The 15,387-nt window shown below is 73.8% G+C and carries 13 protein-coding genes; 7 read left to right on the top strand and 6 right to left on the bottom strand.

Annotated features, from left to right (window positions below):
- Positions 1–70: 70 nt before the first annotated feature.
- Positions 71–1,006, bottom strand: coding sequence for a LysR family transcriptional regulator (locus HS048_RS03630; protein ID WP_068900419.1), 936 nt, complete (start codon positions 1,004–1,006; stop codon positions 71–73).
- 96 nt (positions 1,007–1,102) lie between these two features.
- Here HS048_RS03630 and HS048_RS03635 point away from each other — a divergent pair, with 96 nt between their 5' ends.
- The 3 genes from HS048_RS03635 to HS048_RS03645 all read left to right on the top strand — a co-directional run bounded on the left by HS048_RS03635 (position 1,103) and on the right by HS048_RS03645 (position 6,744).
- Positions 1,103–2,362 (top strand): pyridoxal phosphate-dependent aminotransferase, encoded by a 1,260-nt coding sequence (locus HS048_RS03635; protein ID WP_196466146.1) that lies wholly within the window; start codon positions 1,103–1,105, stop codon positions 2,360–2,362.
- Positions 2,363–2,603: 241 nt separating this feature from the next.
- Positions 2,604–3,248 carry a GNAT family N-acetyltransferase gene (locus tag HS048_RS03640; protein WP_084008709.1) on the top strand — a complete coding sequence of 215 codons (645 nt, stop codon included), beginning with the start codon at positions 2,604–2,606 and terminating at the stop codon, positions 3,246–3,248.
- A gap of 439 nt (positions 3,249–3,687) precedes the next feature.
- Positions 3,688–6,744 carry a BTAD domain-containing putative transcriptional regulator gene (locus HS048_RS03645; RefSeq protein ID WP_196466147.1) on the top strand — a complete coding sequence of 1,019 codons (3,057 nt, stop codon included), beginning with the start codon at positions 3,688–3,690 and terminating at the stop codon, positions 6,742–6,744.
- A 520-nt stretch (positions 6,745–7,264) separates the two neighbouring features.
- Here the strand turns inward: HS048_RS03645 and HS048_RS03650 are convergent.
- Complete coding sequence (locus tag HS048_RS03650) at positions 7,265–8,716, bottom strand: methyltransferase (protein WP_196466148.1); 1,452 nt, start codon at positions 8,714–8,716, stop codon at positions 7,265–7,267.
- A gap of 139 nt (positions 8,717–8,855) precedes the next feature.
- Here HS048_RS03650 and HS048_RS03655 point away from each other — a divergent pair, with 139 nt between their 5' ends.
- On the top strand, positions 8,856–9,170 hold the full coding sequence (locus tag HS048_RS03655) for a hypothetical protein (protein WP_230880713.1): 315 nt from the start codon (positions 8,856–8,858) through the stop codon (positions 9,168–9,170).
- 111 nt (positions 9,171–9,281) lie between these two features.
- On the opposite strand, the gene HS048_RS03660 is transcribed toward HS048_RS03655, so the two are convergent.
- Positions 9,282–9,878 carry a TetR/AcrR family transcriptional regulator gene (locus tag HS048_RS03660; RefSeq protein WP_068900409.1) on the bottom strand — a complete coding sequence of 199 codons (597 nt, stop codon included), beginning with the start codon at positions 9,876–9,878 and terminating at the stop codon, positions 9,282–9,284.
- A gap of 182 nt (positions 9,879–10,060) precedes the next feature.
- Positions 10,061–10,783, bottom strand: coding sequence for a GNAT family N-acetyltransferase (locus HS048_RS38010; protein ID WP_307832357.1), 723 nt, complete (start codon positions 10,781–10,783; stop codon positions 10,061–10,063).
- 103 nt (positions 10,784–10,886) lie between these two features.
- Between HS048_RS38010 and HS048_RS03670 the strand changes: the two genes are divergently transcribed.
- The 3 genes from HS048_RS03670 (at position 10,887) to HS048_RS03680 (ending at position 13,632) form a co-directional block, all read left to right on the top strand.
- Complete coding sequence (locus HS048_RS03670) at positions 10,887–11,534, top strand: helix-turn-helix domain-containing protein (RefSeq protein WP_196466150.1); 648 nt, start codon at positions 10,887–10,889, stop codon at positions 11,532–11,534.
- A gap of 49 nt (positions 11,535–11,583) precedes the next feature.
- Positions 11,584–12,369 (top strand): SURF1 family protein, encoded by a 786-nt coding sequence (locus tag HS048_RS03675; protein WP_196466151.1) that lies wholly within the window; start codon positions 11,584–11,586, stop codon positions 12,367–12,369.
- A gap of 66 nt (positions 12,370–12,435) precedes the next feature.
- Entirely contained in the window at positions 12,436–13,632 is a 1,197-nt protein-coding gene (locus HS048_RS03680; protein ID WP_191894414.1) for an amidohydrolase family protein, read from the top strand.
- Here HS048_RS03680 and HS048_RS03685 read toward each other — a convergent pair.
- Positions 13,629–13,991, bottom strand: a complete 363-nt coding sequence (locus HS048_RS03685; RefSeq protein WP_196466152.1) for a YkvA family protein — start codon at positions 13,989–13,991, stop codon at positions 13,629–13,631. The genes HS048_RS03680 and HS048_RS03685 overlap by 4 nt on opposite strands.
- Before the next feature lie 277 nt (positions 13,992–14,268).
- Positions 14,269–15,237, bottom strand: coding sequence for an LLM class F420-dependent oxidoreductase (locus HS048_RS03690; RefSeq protein ID WP_068900555.1), 969 nt, complete (start codon positions 15,235–15,237; stop codon positions 14,269–14,271).
- Positions 15,238–15,387 lie beyond the last annotated feature (150 nt).

Below are 15,387 nucleotides of genomic sequence, written 5' to 3' on the forward strand. Positions count from 1 at the left end.
CACGGACCCGGCCACGCCCGCCCTCGGGTCCGCGGTCACGGACCCGGCCTCGCCGTCCTCGGGTCCGCGGTCACCTCACCGCGGGTTCGAGGGCGGTGAGGTCCGCCGCGAGGTAGCGGGCGGCGGTGTGGACGGCCCGGAGGGTCACCGCGACCGCGGGACGGTGCACGCTGGAGGCGCGGACGACCGCGTGCACGTCGCGACCGGCCGGGGTCCCCGGGATCTCCCGGACGGCGATGCCGCGCACGCCCGCCGCCAGGGCCAGGGCGGGCACCGCGGCGATGCCGACGCCCTTGGCGACCAGGCTGAGGACGGTGCTCAGCCCCTCGAACTCCCACGGCACCGGCCCGGCTCCGCCGACCTCGGCCATCATGCGGTCGACGGCCATCCGGGAGGGCTCGCCGTCCGGGGTGGCCATCCACGGCTCGTCGCGCAGCTCCGCCAGGTCGACCGGCTCGTCCGGTGAGGCGAGGCGGTGCGTGCGCGGCACCACGAGCACCAGCGGGTCGCGCAGCAGCGGGAAGACCCGCATGGTCTCCGACTCGCGCATCCGGCCGTACCAGTCGTCCACCACGGCGATGTCGGCCGTGCCCGACTGGACCTCGCGGGCGCCCCGCCCCGAGCGGCCCTGCACCATCCGGAGGGTCAGCGCGGTGTGGCGGCGCAGCAGCCGGGCCAGGGCGGGCGCGAAGGCCACGGCTGCGGTGGGGAAGGCGGTGACGGTGACCCGGCCCGACGGGGTGCCCGCCTGGGCGGACAGATCGGACTCGGCGGCCTCCACCATGGCCAGGATGCGCTCGGCGTGCTCGACGAGGCGGCGGCCCGCGTCGGTCAGCTCGGCGCTGCGGGCGGTCCGGTCGATCAGCGTGGCGCCGGACTCGCGCTCCAGCGCGGCCAGTTGCTGGGAGACCGCCGACGGGCTGTACCCGAGGGAGGCGGCGGTCGCGGCGATGCTCCCCTTCCGGGCGAACTCGCAGATCAAGGCCAGGCGGCGCAGGTCGAGCATCGGATCTCCTTACGCCCACCCACATGAATCGAAGCTTGTCGTGATGCCTCCATCCCACCACGCTGGGAACGTTCCGCACCACAGGGGGGAATCATCATGAACATCACCGTTTCCGCCACTTTGGCGGCAAATGAGGAAATCGACCGGCGACGGCGCGCGGGCCACCGCGTGCTGAACCTCGCCTTCGGCGAGGCGGGCCTGCCGGTCCACCCCGCACTGCAGGAGCGGCTCTCCGCCGCGGCCGGGCAGAACGGGTACGGACCGGTCGCGGGAGCCGCCGCGCTGCGCGAGGCGGCGGCCGGATACTGGACCCGCCGGCGCCTGCCCACCGACCCCGGGCTCGTCGTCTGCGGCCCCGGCAGCAAGCCCCTGCTGTACGGCCTGCTGCTCGCGATCGGCGGCGACATCGTGCTGCCCGTGCCGAGCTGGGTCAGCTACGCCGCCCAGGCCGAGCTGGCCGGGGCGCGCTCCCTGCCCGTCCCGGCGCTTCCCGGCGGGGGCGGCGCGCCGGACCCGGAGCGGGTGGTCCCCGCCGTCCTGCGGGCCCGCGCCGCGGGCCGGGACGTGCGCTCGCTGCTGGTCACGCTCCCCGACAACCCCAGCGGGACGCTCGCGGGGGCGGACACGGTCAAGCAGCTCGCCGAGGTCGCCCGCGAGCTCGACCTGGTGATCGTCTCCGATGAGATCTACCGCGACCTCGTCCACGACCCGGACGCCGGCTTCCTCAGCCCCGCCGAGGCGGCTCCCGAACGCACCGTCGTCACCAGCGGGCTCAGCAAGAGCCTGGCCCTGGGCGGCTGGCGGATCGGCGTGGCCCGGCTGCCCTCCGCCCGGCTGCGCGACCGGCTGCTCGCGGTGGCCAGTGAGATCTGGTCCAGCCCGGCCGCCCCCGTCCAGCAGGCCGCGGCCTACGCCTACACCGAGCCCCCCGAGCTCGTCGAGCGGATCGGCCGCAGCAGGCGGCTGCACGCCGCGGTCGCGCGGGCGGTGCACGCCCGGCTCACCGCGGCGGGCCTGCGGACCGCCGCCCCGCAGGGGGGCTTCTACCTCTATCCGGACTTCACCGGCCGCCTGGACCCCTCCAGGGCAGGCCGGGACGTCTCCACCTCCGCCGGGCTGGCCGCGCTCCTGCTCGACGCGTACGGTGTCGGCGTGCTCCCGGGGCACGCCTTCGGCGACGATCCGGCGGCGCTCCGGGTCCGGATGGCGACCAGCCTCCTGTACGGCGGGACCACCGAGCAGCGGCTGGCCGCGCTGAGCGCCCCGGACCCCCTCGCTCTGCCCTGGATCGCGGCCTCCCTCGACCACCTCGGCGAGGCCCTCGACGGCCTGGTCGCCCCGCGCTCCGCCCGCTGAGGAGGACCGCCGCCGGACCGCGTCGTCCGGTGCTCCGACCGCTGAGGAGGCCTGCCGCCGGGCCGTACGTCTCAGTTTGGAGAAGGCCCGCCGGAGTGCGCGGACCGCGTGCCGGAGGATACCCTTCTGAGCTGCGGTTTCATCCATCCCTCGCGATCGGTCGGGTGCTTTCCCGGACGCTCACGAAGATGTACCGCGCCATTTGGCATTGAGCGTCGCAGAGAGCCCCCATCATGTGCTCATGCCCGCTTTTGTCACCCTGTCCGGGCGCTTCGTGCGCCTGGAGCCGCTCAGCCTCGCGGCCATCGACGACCTCGTCGCCGCGGCGGGTGAAGACCGTACGACGTACGGGTTCACCCGCGTCCCCCATGGCCGGGACGAGATGGCCTCCTACGTGGAGGCCGCTCTGGCTGAGCAGGCGGAGGGCCGCACGATGCCCTTCGCCATCCGGTGGCTGCACACCGACCGAATCGTCGGTGCCACCCGTCTCATGAACCTGGAGTACTGGCAGGGCCCCATGCCCTGGCCGCCGGGCGCGCGTGGAGCGGTGGGCGAGGTCCCGTCCGTGGCGGACATCGGTTACACCTGGCTGGCCGCCTCGGCCCAGGGGACCGGCGTCAACCGGGAGAGCAAGTACCTGATGCTCTCGCTCGCCTTCGAGACCTGGCAGGTCCACCGCGTCACCCTCAAGGCGGACGTGCGGAACGCACGCTCCCGGGCCGCCATCGAAGCCCTCGGCGCGCACCTCGACGGTGTGCGGCGGGCGGAGAGCCGAGGCGCCGACGACACGGTCCGAGATACCGCGTTCTACTCGATCCTGAGTTCCGAATGGCCGCTCGTGCGAGAACGCCTGCACGAGCGGCTCGGACTCGTCGAGGCCGCGTGAACGTCACCGCAACTTCGAAATAGTGACTCCTCCGCTCCCTGAAGGGAGCGGCTTCTCGCTTTCCTCTGCCGAGGTGGGCGACGGACAAGCCCTGCCCGTTTCAAGCAAAGAAACCGTAACAGGGAAGCGACTCCCCTGCCGGGTGAAACCGGCAGTCCCCTCGCTGGATCTGATGGAGAAAGGCCCGCTCGGAATTCATTCCGAGCGGGCCTTTTCCGTCGGCGGCACCCCCTGCCGCCGCCACCCCCGTCAACCGGGCACGGCCGCCCCCGTAGGGGCCGTGCTCGGTTGCGGCACCAGCATCCCGCCCGGGGTTCAACGCCCGATCAACGGCCGATCAACGCTCCGACTGGCCGGTCGTCCAGGCGAGCTATGGGGCGGGGAACAAAGGATCTATTATTTGGACATAAAACTTCCCATTAGGGCGGAGATACCGGACATGGCTGCACAGGACGGCGAAAACGGCCTGCGCTTCGCCGTACTCGGCCCCGTCCAGGCCTGGCGCGACGGCGCCGAGCTGGACCTGGGCACCCCGTTGCAACGTTCCATTCTGGCGATGCTGCTGATCCGCGAGGGGCGGGCCGTGACACCGGCCGAGATGATCGACGGCGTCTGGGGGGAGGAGGCCCCTCCCCGCGCCCTCGGCGCGCTGCGCACCTACGTCTCCCGGCTGCGCGCCGTGCTCGAACCGGACCGCTCCCCCCGCACCCCGCCGACGCTGCTCACCTCGGTCGGCCGGGGCTACGCGCTGCGACTGGCCGGGGCCTGGTTCGACCTGAACCGCTTCGAGGCCGGGATCCAGGAGGCGGAGGCGACCCGCCGCGCCGGGGACCCCGGCGGGGCGGCCGAGATCCTGCGCGCGGCGCTGGCGCTGTGCACCGGCGAACCGCTGGCCGGAGCCGTCGGCCCCTACGTCGAGCACCAGCGCGACCGGCTGGTGGAGTGCCGGATGAGCGCACTGGAAACCCTGATGGACCTCGACCTGGAGCTCGGCCGGCACGCCGAGGTCGTCTCCGACCTGATCGCGCTCACCGGCGACCACCCGCTCCGCGAACGGCTGCGCGCCCAGCTCATGCTCGCCTACTACCGGTGCGGGCGGCAGGCGGACGCGCTGGCGGTCTTCACCGACACCCGCCGGGCGCTCGTCGACGAGCTGGGCATCGATCCCGGGCCCGAGCTGACCGCCCTGCACCGGCGCATCCTCTCCGGCGACCCGGCCCTCGCCGCCCCTCCCGCCGCCCCTCGTGCCGCCTCTTCCGCCGCCCCGCAACGGCCCTCCACGCCCGTGCCCGTGCCCGTGCCGGGAGAGGGGTACGAGCCCCCGGAGCTGCCCCGCCCGGCGCAGTTGCCCGCTGCGGTGAGCGACTTCACCGGCCGCCGCCAGATCATCGACCGGCTCCGGGTCCTGCTCTCCACGCAGGACGGCGCGGACGGCTCGGAGGGGGTCCCGGTCGCGGCCATCTCGGGCATCGGCGGCGTGGGCAAGACCGCCCTGGCGGTGCACGTCGCCCACGCCATGCACGACCGCTTCCCCGACGGGCAGCTCTACGCCGACCTGCGCGGGTACGGCGACGAGCCGACCGCGCCGGAGTCCGCGCTGGCCGCCTTCCTGCGCGGCCTGGGACTGCCCGCCGACGTCATCCCGGACGGCCTGGCGGAGCGCTCGGCGCTGTTCCGCTCGCTGCTGGCCGACCGCCGGATGCTGGTCCTGCTCGACAACGCCCGCGACGCCGCCCAGGTCGGCCACCTGCTCCCGGGGTCCTCCGGCTGCGCGGCGATCGTGACCAGCCGCCACAAGCTCGCCGACCTGCCCGCGGCGCGCCTGGTCGACCTGGACGTGATGGAACCGGAGGAGGCGCTGGGGCTGCTGCGCGCGGTCGCCGGGACCGAGCGGGTGGACTCCGAGCGGGCCGCCGCGATGGACGTGGTCGCCGCGTGCGGCTTCCTCCCGCTGGCCGTGCGGATCGTGGCGGCCCGGCTGGCCGCCCGCCCCACCTGGACGGTCGCCTCCCTGGTCCCCCGGCTGGCCGACGAGCGCCGCCGCCTGGACGAGATGCGGGTGGGCGACCTCGCGGTGGAGTCGACCTTCGCCCTCGGGTACGGCCAGCTCACCTCCGCCCAGGCCAGGGCGTTCCGGCTGCTCTCCCTGCCCGGTGGGCCGGACATCTCGGTCTCCGCCGCCTCGGCCGTGCTGGACCTGGACCCGATGGACGCCGAGGACCTGCTGGAGTCCCTGGTGGACGCCAGCCTGCTGGAGGCCCCCGCCCCCGGCCGCTACCGCTTCCACGACCTGCTCAAGCTCTTCGCCCGGCGGGCCGCCGAGCGCGCCTCCGGCTCCGCCGCCCGGCCGGATGCCGGGTCAGGTCCTGAGGCTCTGCGCCGGCTGCTCGGCTTCTACCTGGCCTCCGCACGGTCGGCGCACCGGCTCGCCTACGAGGGCAGCACGGTGGCCGACCGGCTGGCCGTCTCCGGGAGCGGGCACGCGTTCACCTCCGCCGACGAGGCCGTGACCTGGCTCTCGGTCGAGGCCGAGGGCCTGTTCGCGTCCATCTCCCAGGCCGCCGCGGACACGCGGGACGCCGCCGGTCTGCTGCCCGCCGCCGACCTGCTGCTCGCCATGGAACCGCTGCTGGAGTCCGGCAGCCACGTGCGCGAGTTCGGCCTGCGGATCCGCGAGGTGCTCGCCGCCGCCCGGCGCCTGGACGCGCCCTCCGCGGAGCTGCGCTGCCGCTACGTGCGCGGCAGGCTGCTGTTCGGCGCGAACCGGTTGGCGGAGGCCGAGCAGGAGTTCCGGGCCGTGCTGGAGCTGTCGGCGGGCGGCGACCGGATCGTCACCGGGGAGGCGCTCAACGCGCTGGCCGTGGTGGTCGGGCGGCAGCGCCGCCACACCGAGGCCCTGTCCTGGTTCGACGCGGCCCGCAAGGAGTTCCGGGAGAACGACGCCCCGGGCGGCGAGGCCCTGACGCTCAGCTACTCCGCCCGCGACCACCTGTTCCTCGGCCAGCCCGAGGAGGCGATCGCCGCCGCCGAGCAGGGGCTGGCGGTCTTCAGCGAGATCGGTTCCGCCGCCGGCACCGCGCGGGCCCGCTACCACCTGGGCATCGTGCTGTCCCGGGTCGGGCGCCTCAACGAGGCGGTCCACCACCACGCCGAGTGCCTGGCCTTCTTCCGGGCGGGCAACCAGCGGGTGTGGGAGCAGCGGGTCTGCTCGCGGCTGGCCGAGACGCTCATCGCCGCCGGGCGCTTCGCCGACGCGACCCGCCACGCCGAGCAGGCCCTCGCCGTCAGCCGCGAGATCGGCCACCCCTACGGCGAGGCCCAGGCCCTATGGGTGCTGGGCCGGGCGCTCTCCGGACTCGGCGAGGCCCGGCGCAGCCGCGCCTGCCTCGTCCGCGCCCACGACCTCTTCTCCCGTCTGGGCGCCCCCGAGGCCGGGGACCTGCGCACCCTGCTCGACCGCGACCGGGTCGACGACGGGACCGAGCCCGTCGTATAGGGCGTCGTCGAGACGCGTCATCCACACATGATTGATCACGGACGGGCTCCGCCCTGTGCTGATTGCGACGCTGCGCGTCGCGGCTCGGGGGCCGGTAACCGCCGTCTTCCCTCGTCGCTCATCCGCTGTGCTGATTGCGACGCTGCGCGTCGCGGCTCGGGGGCCGGTAACCGCCGTCTTCCCTCGTCGCTCATCCGCTGCGCTCCTTCGCTCCTCGGTCCAGACGCCGGAGCCCCCTCGCGGGCTCCTTCGCTCCTCGGTCCAGACGACGGAGTCCCCTCGCGGCCAGGGCGACGTCGACGGGGTCGTGGTCCGGCCGGCCGTCAGGTCGCCGTTCGGCGCGCAGGGGTCCGGGATCAACCGGTGCGCCGAACGGTGACCGGCCGCCTCTCACGACGACCGGCCGGACGCGGACACGGGTCCTTCATCCCCCGGATCCGTGCCCGCGTCCAGAGCCTCCCCCGCCCCGTTCAACGTCCGATCAACGATCGATCGCGGGATATCCACAGCCTGTGGATCGTCACCCTGTGGATATGTGGAAAAACCCTTCAGCGATCAGGGACCGGATCCTCTCCAGGGTCTCCCCCGGCAGGTCACCGGAGTCGTCCCCGGTCAGGTCCGCGATCGCGGCGAGGAGGGGGGCCAGTGGATAGTCACCGTCGCAGACTCCGGCGAGGGCCGCCTCCACCGTCCCCACCCGTGCGCTGCGCCGCAGTCCCCGCGTCTGCCGGAGCACGATCGTGGCGGGGTCCTCCGCCCCGGGAGCCCCGGCCCGCTCCTCCAGCACCCCCGCGTCCACCACCAGGCGGGCCGCGAGCAGCTCCGCGTCCGTCGTCCGGTGCGCCGCGGTGATCGAGTCGAGCACCTCCTCCAGGTAACCGCCCACCGGGAGCTCCACCCGGTGGCCGTACTCCTCCACCCGGACCACCGGGTCGAGGCTGCCGGAGTCGTGCAGGGTGATCCAGCCGAAGCCGACGCCCGTGACGCGCATCGCCTCGAACCAGCCGAGCCAGTCGTCGTAGAGCTCGCGGTAGCGGGTGGTGCCCTGCTCTGCGGCGTCGCGCAGCCACAGCTCGACGTACTCGGCCGGGTCCTGGACGTCCCGCTGGACCGCCCAGCCGTCGCACCCCGTCCCGGCCAGCCAGCCGCCGACGCGGTCGCGCCAGTCCTCTCCCTCGACGTGCAGCCAGTTGGCCAGGAGCTGGCAGGTGCCGCCGGGGGCGAGGAAGCGGGGCGCCCGCCGTACCAGGTCGCGGCAGAAGCCGTCGGCCTCGAAGCCGGACTCGCGGTAGGTGAACCGTCCGCCGGGGGAGACCACGAAGGGCGGGTTCGAGACGACCAGGTCGAACCGCTCGCCCTCCACCGGATCGAAGAGCGAGCCCTCCCGGGCGTCCACGCCCTCGATCCCGGACAGCGCCCAGCTCAGCCGGGCCAGTTCCAGCGCGCGCGGGTTGACGTCGGTGGCCGTGATCCGCTCGGCCCGGCCGGCCAGGTGCAGCACCTGGACGCCGCACCCGGTGCCCAGGTCGAGGGCGCGCTCCACCGGGCGGCGCGAGACCAGCTGGGCGAGGTTCGCCGAGGCCCCGCCGGCCCCGACGACGTGGTCGGGGCGGAGCGCGGGGTCCCCGGGCCTGACCTTCCGGTCGGAGACCAGGTAGCCGCCGGTCTCCCACGGCTGCAGGTGGACGCGCGGCACGATCCGGGGACCGTCCGCGGCCAGCAGGCCCTCGGCCGCCAGCTCGGCCAGGGGCAGGCCCGCGGGCAGGCCGGCGGCCTCCACCGGGACGCCGAGCCACCACAGCCGGATCAGCGTGCCGAGCGGGTCGCCGTCGCGGGTGGCGCGGAGGGCGGGGACGAGCTCCTCGCGGGCGAGGGCGGTGGCTGCGACGTCGCCGAGACGTTCGCGCACGCCGTCGATGGTGTAGCCGGTCGCGAGCAGCAGTTCGCGGAACCGGTCGAGCGGATCTTTCACGGTTCCATCGTCCCATCACTCACCATATGGAACTCAGAGTGATCAAATCGTTACGCAAAGTGGTAAGCGATCTGTAAGCGGGCCTCAAGCACTTGGCGGTAATCCTTGAGACCCGCACACACGACCTCCAGAAGGATCCATGATGCTGATCCCCTGCATGGCCTGTGAGTCCCGTTTCCGCCCTGACGAGTACTTCCGCGCCTGCCACGACTACAACCGCGGGCGGGACATGGTCGCCTGGACCTGCCCGCGCTGCGGGAACCAGGACGAGCTACGCGTCCTTCCCGGAGAGCTCGGGTTCGGTTACCCCCGGCGCGGCAGGTTCGACGTGAGCGACCGCGTCCGCGTTCCCGGTCTCCAGCGGCGCCGCCAGGACCTGCGCCTGGACATCTCGCTGGACGAGAAGGTCTGGCGGGTCCCCACCGGACGGCGCGGCCTGGTGGGCGCCCGCTAAACGGCTCCTCCGGCCCCGCGCCGCCCCTCCGGCCCCGTGCCGTCCTGTCCCGCCCGTTCCCGGCCCGTTCTCCCGGTCGCGCGGCACGCTCCCCACGGCCGGGCGCGACCGTCAGGAGGGATGCTTGCGCAGACTCTGCCAGGCGGCCCCGCACATGGCGGCGATCTCCTCCTCCGTGGGCCGGTGCGCCCCCGCGAACCACAGGCGGCACATCTCCACCGCCGGACCGAGCCAGAGCACGTAGCACATGGTGGGAGGGACCGGCTGGAGCACGCCCGCCTTCATGTGCGGCCGCCACCAGTCGGCGACGTTGCGGAAGAAGGCCCGGCGCGACTCGGCGACCTCCGGCCCGCCCGGCTCGTCCCGCTTCGGCGGACGCTCGCTGATCAGCAGGTTGGCCCGCTCACGGTGTTCGCCGCACCAGGACATGTGCAGCGCCACGATGGCCTCGACACCCTCGCGTGCCCCTTCGTGGCTGCGCAGCTCGGCGAGGAAGGCGTCCTGGTACATGTTCAGGGTCTCGGCGTAGAGCATGCCGAAGACGTGTTCCTTGCTCGCGAAGTGGTGGTAGAAGCTGCCGACGCTGACGCCGCTCTCCTGACGGAGACTGGCCAGCGTGGTCGCCGAGACACCGTCCTGGCTGAACCGCCGCAGGGCTCCCTCGACGATCCGGGTGCGGCCGTCACGGCCGTTCTTGGCATTCTTCACGAGGTCAATGGTGCGGCAACAGAACCTTGTTCCGCAAATGCCCGCCCGTCACTCCGGACCCCGGCGATCTTACCGCACCCGGCGCAGCCCCGGCGTCCCGGCCCGATCCCGCCTCTCCCTTGCACGGTACAGCCCCTTCACGCCACCGGCCCGAGCACCGACGGCCCTCACGACAGCGGCCCTCACGACACCGGTTCGAGCACCGACGGACTCCGGTCCGCCTCCCGGCGCAGCGCCACCGTCACCTCCACCGTCCCGGAGGAGGCCCGCATGACCGCGTCCGGCCACTCCCTGCCGATCATGGCGAGCACCCTGCGGTTCTCCCCCATGACGTCCATCCCCACCGTCCGTGCGCCCTTCGCCTCGGCCCGGTGCAGCAGCCCGCGGACGAGCCGGGAGCCGAGCCCGAGGCCCTGCCAGTCGTCGGCCACCACCACGGCGATCTCCACCGCGGCGGCGCCGTCGCCGAAGCTCATCGCGTGCCCCACCACGTCGTCCCGGTGGACCGCCAGCAGCACGTCGCGCCGCTCGTCCACCGCCAGCAGGGCGCGGACCAGGCTCGCGGCCGGGCGGCCGAGGCCGGTGAAGAACCGCAGGGTCTGCGTGTGCAGCGACAGCCCGGAGAGGAACCGGCGGATCCGCTCCTCGTCGTCCACCCGAGCCGGCCGGATCCCGGCTTCCGCCCCCGGCGCCCGGACCTCGGCCTCCGTACCGGGCCACCGGACCTCGACCCCCACCCCCGGCCACCGGATTCCGGCGGCCGCTCCGGACACCCCGGACCCGGGCCCCCCGCTCCCCGCGCCTTCCCTCTGCGCGACGGGCTGTGCGACGCGCTGCACGCCCGGCTGCGCGGCGGCCTGCACGGCGGGCCGTACGGCCGGCACCGGATCGCGGCGCGGGCGCACAAGCTGAGTTTGAATCATGGACTCAGAATTCCGGGATCCGCTGAGTCTGTCAACTAGACTTAGCCTCGTTGGAGGTGGTTCCGTGGCCGCTTACGCTTCTCGTATGAGTGAGCCGACCTTCGGCGACGCGCCCTTCCGGGTGGACAACTGCTCGATCGAACGAACCCTGGCCATCGTGGGCGAGAAATGGACCTTCCTGGTGCTCCGCGAGGCCTTCAGCGGGGTGCGCCGCTTCGCCGACATGCAGGCCGCCACCGGGGCTCCCCGACAGGTGCTGAGCGCCCGCCTCGCCCGGCTGGTGGAGGAGGGGCTGCTCCGCAAGGTCCCCTACCGCGAGCCCGGCCAGCGCCAGCGCGACGAGTACCGCCTGACCGAGATGGGCCGCGACCTCTATCCGATCATGGTCGCGCTGATGCACTGGGGCGACCGCTACCGGTCGGGTTCCGGCGGCCCGCCGGTGCTCCTCACCCACCGCGGCTGCGGCGCCCTCGTCGAGCAGCGCTTCCGGTGCGCCGAGGGCCACGAGGTCGCCGGGCCCCGGGAGGTCACCCCGCTGCCGGGCCCCGGTGCGCTGAACGTCGCACCGGCCGTCGCTGCGGCCCGCGCGACGTCGGACACGGGGAGCGCCGGACCCGCGACATCGGACACGGGGAGCGCCGGACCCGCGACATCGGGCACGAGGGCCACCGGACCCGCGACGCCGGACGCGGGGGCCGCCGGAGCCCCTCCGCGCGGCGGCGACACCCCCTGAGGGCCACTCGGCGGACGGGGCGGTCGATGCGGTGCCTACCCTTGGTGGCGTGTACCGCTTCCTTCTGACCCGCCGGTGGATCGCGCTCCACATCGTGGTGCTGCTGGTCATCCCCGCCTTCGTCCTCCTGGGCCAGTGGCAGTTCGGGCGCTACGAGGAGCGGTCCGCCGGCAGTGACCGGACCGCGGCCAACCTGGAGGCTCCCCCGGTCCCCGTCGCGACGCTCACCACCGCGGGCGGCGCCGTGCGCGAGCAGGACAAGTACCGCACCGTGACGGCGACCGGCACGTTCGACCCCGCCCACCAGCTGCTGGCCCGCCGCCGCGTCCAGGACGGGGCCGTCGGCTTCTACGTGATCACCCCGCTGGTCACCGGCGACGGCGAGGCGGTGCTGGTGAACCGGGGATGGGTCCGGGCCGGCGCCACCGCCGACGCCCTCCCCGAGGTGCCCGCCCCCTCCTCCGGCCCGGTCACCGTCACCGGGCGGCTCCGCCCCGCCGAGACCGAGGAGTCCTCCGGCATCCGCGACCTGCGGGGGCTCCCCGCCGGGCAGGTGATGCTGATCGACCCAGCCGTGATCGGCGAGGGCCTGCCGTACCGCCTTCTCGGCGGCTTCGTGGAGCTGGTCCGGCAGTCCCCGGAGGCCGCCGCCGCGCCCGCGCCGGTGCCCGAGCCGGAGGTCGGCGAGGGGGGCGGTCTCAACCTGGCGTACGGCGTGCAGTGGTGGCTGTTCATCGGAGTCGCCATCGGCGGCTGGGTCCTGCTGATCCGCCGCGAGGCCGCCGACCTGAAGGCCCAGGCCGACCAGAAAAGCACAGAAAAGGTAAACGCTTGACCTTCGGGATCAACACGAGACCCCATCGCTTGTCCAGCGTGACGCCAACGCCGTACCGTTGACCGCGTGACTGCGCCGCTACTGCCCGACCCCGAGCCCAGGCGGCGGGACCATGTGATCATTTCGGTCGACGACCACCTGATCGAGCCGCCCGACATGTTCGAGGGCCGGCTCCCGGAGAAATACGCCGAGGTCGCGCCCAAGGTCGTGGAGACCGAGTCGGGCCACCAGGTCTGGCGGTACGGCGGGGCCACCTACCCGTGCGCCGGCCTCGACGTCGGCGCGGGCCTGCCGCGCGAGCAGCGGACGCTCGACCCGGTCCGGTTCGAGCACATGCGCCCGGGCTGCCACGACATCGAGGCCCGGATCGAGGACATGGACCGCGCGGGCATCTGGGCGGCGCTCTGCTTCCCCGGCATGCTCGCCGGCCAGTCGGGCATGGTCTTCTCCCGCACCCGCGACCAGGAGCTGGGCCTGGCGGTCCTGCGGGCCTGGAACGACTGGCACGTCGACGTCTGGGCCGGCGCCTACCCCGAGCGGATCATCGCCCTGCAGCTGCCCTGGCTGACCGACCCCGAGCTCGCGGCCAAGGAGGTCCGGGACAACGCCTCGCGCGGCTTCAAGGCCGTGCTGTTCCCCGAGTTCCCCACCCGGCTGCGCCTGCCGTCGATCCACGGCGAGCACTGGGACCCGTTCTTCCGCGCCTGCGAGGAGACCGGCACCGTGGTCTGCCTGCACACCGGTGCGGGCTCCTGGACCCCGGTGCCCTCGCCCGACACCCCCGTCGAGGCGATCACCACGCTCATGCCGGCCAGCGCCATGTTCGCCTGCGCCGACTGGCTCTGGTCGGGTGTGCCGCTGCGCTTCCCCGCGCTGCGGATCCTGATCGTGGAGGGGGGCGTGGGCTGGCTGCCGATGCTCGCCGAGCGGGCCGACTACGCGCTGGACCACCCGGTCGCCGGGGAGGCGGCCTGGGAGGGCGGGCTGAAGCCCAGCGAGGTCCTGCGCCGCAACTTCTTCTTCGGCACGCTCGACGACCACGCGCTGTCGGGCGTGCGCCTGGCGGTCGGCCTGGAGCACGTCCTGCTGGAGAGCGGCTATCCGCACTCCGACTCGACCTGGCCCGACACCCAGCAGGCGCTCGCCCGCAACCTGGGCAGCCTCCCGCCCGCCGACATCGCCCGGGTGGCCTACGGCAACGCCGCCCGCCTGTTCGGGCACCCGCTCCCGTCCCGGGCGTGGCTCAGGATGGAGCAGATCTAGCGCACGGACCCGGCGGGCCCGCCGGCGGGAGGGCCGGTGAGATAGCGGCGCTCCCACTCGACGTAGCGTCCGCTCTCCCCGAGCAGCGAGCCCATCAGCCAGAGGAAGACGCCGAAGTCGTCGGCCACCCCGACCAGCGCCAGGAAGTCCGGGACGAGGTCGATGGGCGAGACCATGTAGAGCACTCCGAGGCCCATCATGGTCAGCCTCCCCCGGCTCATGCCGGGGTACCGTCCGCGCATGACCGAGCCGACGAGCCGCGGCATCGCCCGCAGCCGCGCGCCGAGCCCGGGCGACCCGGGCTTCGACACGTCCCGGTACACCCGCCACGCCTGTGCCGCCCGTGCTGCCTTCGCCATGGGGAACCTCCTCGCAGGACACGTCCGCCGGACCCCGGACTACCCCGCGGTCTTGCGATATAACGCGTGATCCCGGCCTCCGGTTCCCGAGGCCCCGTGCCCGTCCCGCACGACGGCCCCGCGCCCGCTCCCCGCAGTGGTCCCGTCCCGCACGACGGCCCCGCGCCCGCTCCCCGCAGTGGTCCCGTCCCGCACGACGGCCCCGCGTCCGGTTCCGGCAGTGGCCCCGCGCCGCTCCGGTTCCGCCCGGCGCCGGGTCGTCCGCACGGCCCCGCGCTCACTCCGCGTTCGGCGCCAGATCCCGTACGGCCTGCGCGATCGGCACCTCGCCGCCGGGAATGGGCGCGAGCACCGGCGTGTCGAGGCCGTTCTCGACGTACCGGCGGATCCTGGCCCGGCAGGTGGCCGCGTCGCCGTGCACGATGAGCGCGTCCACGACCTCGTCGGGGATGGCCTTGAGCGCCGCCTGCCGGTCCCCCGCGGCCCAGGCCTCGTGCATCGGCCGCAGCACGTCGCCGCGGCCCAGCCAGTCGTGGAAGGCCGCGTAGACCGGGACGGTCAGGTAGCTGGCGAGCATCCACCGGCCGAGCTCCCGCACCTTGTCGGCGTCCTCGCTGACGCACACGAACAACCGGGCGACCAGCTCGGTCTCCGGGCCGATCTCCGCGCGGACCTTCCGGACGTCCTCCGGCGAGAGCCAGTTGGTGATCGCGCCGTCGGCCTCCTCGGCGGCCAGGTGGAGCATCCGGGGCCGCAGCGCGGCCAGCACGATCTTCGGGGCCACCTTGGGCGCGCGCTCCAGCTTGAAGCCCTTGACCTCGAACGTCTCGTACTTCTCGGTGACCTTCTCGCCCGCCAGGGCCTTCTTCAGGAAGCGCAGCGTGTCGCGGGTCCTGGAGAAGGGCCTGGTGAACTCCCCGGCGTTCCAGCGCTCGACGATGGCCGGGGAGGAGGCCCCGATGCCCAGCACGAACCGGTCCGGGGCGAGGTCGGCGAGCGTGGCGGCGGACATGGCCAGCAGGCCGGGACCCCGGGTGGAGACGGGGACGATCGCGCTGCCGAGGCGCAGGCCCGGGGCCCACTCGTTGGCCAGCGCGAGCGGGGTGAAGCCGTCGACGCCGTTGACCTCGGCCGACCACATGTCGGTGTAGCCGAGTCCGGGGAGCTCGGCCACCAGTTCCTTCGAGCCCGCCAGTGAGCGGTCGTAGAAGGGGACCGTCATCCCCCAGCGTGCGCCCGTCGCCATCATGTGCCTCCCATGCTCCCTGCCCGGACTCCGTCCCGCGGCCCGTGCCGCGGTCCCCGCCCCCGCCGCCGCCCGGCGGCGCGACCGCCGCCGTGGCGGCCGGTGTCACCGCCTAGAACGAAATTCTGTTCCAGCTTGCCGTACGGGACC

The organism is Planomonospora sp. ID91781 (assembly GCF_015711595.1).
GTDB lineage: Bacteria > Actinomycetota > Actinomycetes > Streptosporangiales > Streptosporangiaceae > Planomonospora > Planomonospora parontospora.

Coding starts and splice junctions, on each gene's coding strand:
- HS048_RS03670 (WP_196466150.1), top strand. CDS start 10,887: ATGAGTGAGCCGACCTTCGGCGACGCGCCCTTCCGGGTGGACAACTGC.
- HS048_RS03685 (WP_196466152.1), bottom strand. CDS start 13,991: ATGGCGAAGGCAGCACGGGCGGCACAGGCGTGGCGGGTGTACCGGGAC.
- HS048_RS03690 (WP_068900555.1), bottom strand. CDS start 15,237: ATGGCGACGGGCGCACGCTGGGGGATGACGGTCCCCTTCTACGACCGC.
- HS048_RS03645 (WP_196466147.1), top strand. CDS start 3,688: ATGGCTGCACAGGACGGCGAAAACGGCCTGCGCTTCGCCGTACTCGGC.
- HS048_RS03640 (WP_084008709.1), top strand. CDS start 2,604: ATGCCCGCTTTTGTCACCCTGTCCGGGCGCTTCGTGCGCCTGGAGCCG.
- HS048_RS03655 (WP_230880713.1), top strand. CDS start 8,856: ATGATGCTGATCCCCTGCATGGCCTGTGAGTCCCGTTTCCGCCCTGAC.
- HS048_RS03630 (WP_068900419.1), bottom strand. CDS start 1,006: ATGCTCGACCTGCGCCGCCTGGCCTTGATCTGCGAGTTCGCCCGGAAG.
- HS048_RS03635 (WP_196466146.1), top strand. CDS start 1,103: ATGAACATCACCGTTTCCGCCACTTTGGCGGCAAATGAGGAAATCGAC.